We start from the raw sequence: 3,154 nt of genomic DNA on the forward strand, positions 1-3,154 counted from the left end.
GCTTAAACGCAGCTATTTGGACAACTGGGTTGAAAATCACCGCCCACACCATATAGGCCGCACTTTTGCCCTCCAATGCCGCCGCATTTGAAAGCGCCGCTATATATTCGCCAATCTCATGTGGATCAGCATTGTTGCGCTTAAACTCCAACCAGGAGGTTTCACTTGGTAGCTTGCGAAGCTCTGCAAGCAAACCGCTTAAATAGGCGGAGTTACGCTCAAGGCTCATACGGCGACTACCTCATGCCCTTTCTGTGCGTCGTCATTAGCCGCTTGAAGTTTTTCTGGCGGCTGCCAGCCGCGTACATCGATCTTGCCGGTGACGGCGGCAGAGATCAGGGCAGAGCGACGTTCTTGAGACAAAGCGATAAGATGCTCGCACTCACCAGCCATATCATCGAATTTTGTAATTCTTTGCGATGCATCTTTTAGAATTTCTTTTTGCTCTTCTAAACTAGGAAGAGGGAAAGGAAGGTTATTCATTTCTCCAAGAGATAGCGCTGGCTGAGCTGTCATATTAACAATATCTTCTATCGCCCCCCTCTCTCGAAGATATCGAAGTACAAGTACAGCAAAAATTGGATCGCACAGCTTTAAATCTACAGTCAACTTAAGCGAATTTCCTGACACAACGGCTGGTTTGTCAAGCTCAGGGAGTATTGAGCACATCCCATATCGGGCCCCAATTTTGGATATAACTATATCCCCACCTTTCACCTGACTTCTTGAAATTGTAGAAAAATGCTCATGTGTAATTTGCTTTAGTGATTCATTGTTAAGAACACCTTTAGTGGCGAAACCACTTTCTATGACGTAGGCATCACCGTCATCTATGAAATGATCACTCTTCAAATTAGAACCAAATGGTCCATCAACAAAAGCGTGCTGGATGGAGGCTTTGATATGCTTAACCCTAACCACACCCCAATGCGCCGGCACCTCCCCCAGCCACTCCACCCCGGAGTCTTTCATCGGAACATCGGGGTCGAGCCCTTTGGTGACGGCATGGGAAATCACCGCCTGGCGCTTCTACTTGAGCAACTCTATCAGGCGCTGCTGCTCTTCCACCAAAGCATCGATACGGGCGGTTTCGTGGTCGAGGAAGGTGGCTATGTGAGCTTGCTCAGGAAGTTCAGGGGTAGCTAGGTAAATATTGACCAAATCCTCTTGAGCCATACTTGGAAGAGCAGTATTGGTTGAATACTGATCAAACTGAAAACAAGTCGTATAATAATAAAGGAATCGACCATCTACCCTCTGGCTAAGCTCTGTATAAAACATTGTATCAACAGTCCAAAAAGGACCATTAATATACAGGGGCTTATCAATTGTCCCTTTCCTGCCTAATAGAACAGATTCACCATCAAATAAAAAATTATTAGCCCGCGCAAACTCACCACCCGAACCAATTACTGGGTACCCACCACTTTCAACTTCCACTATTTTGTAATCACGCCCATTACGAATACGCGCTAAGTGTTTAAGTTTTGGCACGCTCCAATGCACCGGCACTTCCCCCAACCACTCAACGCCGGAATCCTTGTATTCGGGATAGGCGGGGTAAGTCATAAATGGCTCCCTGGCTGCATTTCTTGCAAGGCACCTACCCAGAATGGTTGGGCCTGCCAATTGGGTAAAAAACCCATCTGCTGGGTATCAACATCATGGCTAGCAAGTAATTTACCTAAACGCTGCCTCCAGGTATGTCCTGGGCTGATCTTATCCAGTAAATAAGCCAACATAGTGAGCGTGTTATAGATATTACGCGGACTTGCAGGGTTCACCACCGCAGCAACTTCAGCAGGTTTACGGTTTGGCACTTTCATGGTCACAGTAAGACGGCGATTCCACACGCGGCTATGATGAGCACATAGATTGCGTACGTAGGTAATATGCTGAAGGGTTGAACGCATAACGCTCTGATCCAAGCCATAGATTGATGCTATCTGGCTCACATCACCTGGCGGCAGCTGGTTGACCCAACGTGACAGCAGCCCAAGCGACATGACCTCACACACTGCCCATACGGGGGGCGTTTCAGGCTCGCAGCAGGTCTGCTGATAATGTTCGATAAATACTTCATCAGAGCGTGATATTTCTTTTTTTAAACTGGCGAGATTTTTAACGTGCCAGCTAGAACGCTTTGCAAGCCCTGGATCAAGATAGGCATGAGAACCGTATCGGTGAGCCATGTAGTAGGCCCAGGCCGTTCGAAAGGAAACTTCTATCCGCTCAATCGCATCAAGCAGTAACAGCCGGAATTCGCGATCAAAGACATAGAGGTTCACCACGTCCTCAAAATCAGTTCCCTTATGAAACTGGCGGGGTGATGACTGCTCCTGAAACGGTAGCCAATAAGCAGTTAGCCGATAATAGTTGAGATGGCTTAGGTAATGCAGCGCGCTAGCCGGGTTATTCACACCAAGACCGCGCTTGCGCAGAATGGAAAGCTGCTCTTCATAGGTACTGGCGGGTTTGCTGAACTTCATTTCAAACCCCACAAATAAGTAACCCGCCGGTTTGAGGGTACTCTTGCGAGCATAGCCTTGGCGGGTTTTCTTGACGTAAATGTTAGACAATTTTGTTCAGCAAGGCAAGTGCTCACCAGCGCCACTCTAAGGTGATTATTTTTGAAATCAAAAAAACCCGCCAAAGCATGCTGCCGTGAGAAGCATGACGGGTGTGTCATCAGGGGGGATGTAAAACATTTGCTGAAAAAGTAACCCGCCGGTTTGAGGATGCTGCAAATAGCAGAGCCTTGGCGGGTGTTGTTGCCGGTAAGAGTAGGCAATGATGCCCACAAGATCAACCGCGCATTCAGGGGCTTTTTCATTATCATGCCGACAGCCCCTCGATCATCTGCTTGATCTTATCGGTGCAGGCTTTGAGGTCGGCGTCGATCTCTTCCAGCGGGCGCGGGGGCGTGAACTGGTAGAAATGGCGGTTGAAAGGAATCTCGAAACCGACAATACCGATGCGGCCATCCAGCTCATCACGCTTGTTGTCGTCGATCCAGGCATCCGGTACGTGGGGTTTTACCTCACGTTCGAAGTAATCAAACACCGATTCACCCAGCGGCACGTTCTCGTTATCGCGCAGGCTGGTGTCTGGCCAGGGCAAACGCATGAAAGATTTCATCCAGCCAATATCGTCG

3 protein-coding genes and 2 pseudogenes are annotated in these 3,154 nt (G+C 48.5%); all 5 read right to left on the reverse strand.

What is annotated here, in order from left to right; all coding sequences use genetic code 11:
• A pseudogene (locus INT19_RS05430) lies at window positions 1-229 on the reverse strand (ATP-binding protein); the annotation flags it as partial.
• Window positions 226-1,017, reverse strand: a complete 792-nt coding sequence (locus tag INT19_RS05435) for a restriction endonuclease subunit S (RefSeq protein WP_193060031.1) — start codon at window positions 1,015-1,017, stop codon at window positions 226-228. The pseudogene INT19_RS05430 and the gene INT19_RS05435, both read right to left, overlap by 4 nt.
• 12 nt (window positions 1,018-1,029) lie before the next feature.
• Window positions 1,030-1,569 (reverse strand): restriction endonuclease subunit S, encoded by a 540-nt coding sequence (locus INT19_RS05440; RefSeq protein WP_193060032.1) that lies wholly within the window; start codon window positions 1,567-1,569, stop codon window positions 1,030-1,032.
• Entirely contained in the window at window positions 1,566-2,489 is a 924-nt protein-coding gene (locus tag INT19_RS05445) for an Abi family protein (RefSeq protein ID WP_193060033.1), read from the reverse strand. The genes INT19_RS05440 and INT19_RS05445 overlap by 4 nt, the downstream gene beginning before the upstream one ends.
• Window positions 2,490-2,835: 346 nt before the next feature.
• Window positions 2,836-3,154, reverse strand: a pseudogene (locus INT19_RS05450) (hypothetical protein); the annotation flags it as partial.

Origin of the sequence: Halomonas sp. 3A7M (genome assembly GCF_014897875.1) — a bacterium.
In the GTDB taxonomy this organism is placed as follows: Bacteria; Pseudomonadota; Gammaproteobacteria; order Pseudomonadales; family Halomonadaceae; genus Vreelandella.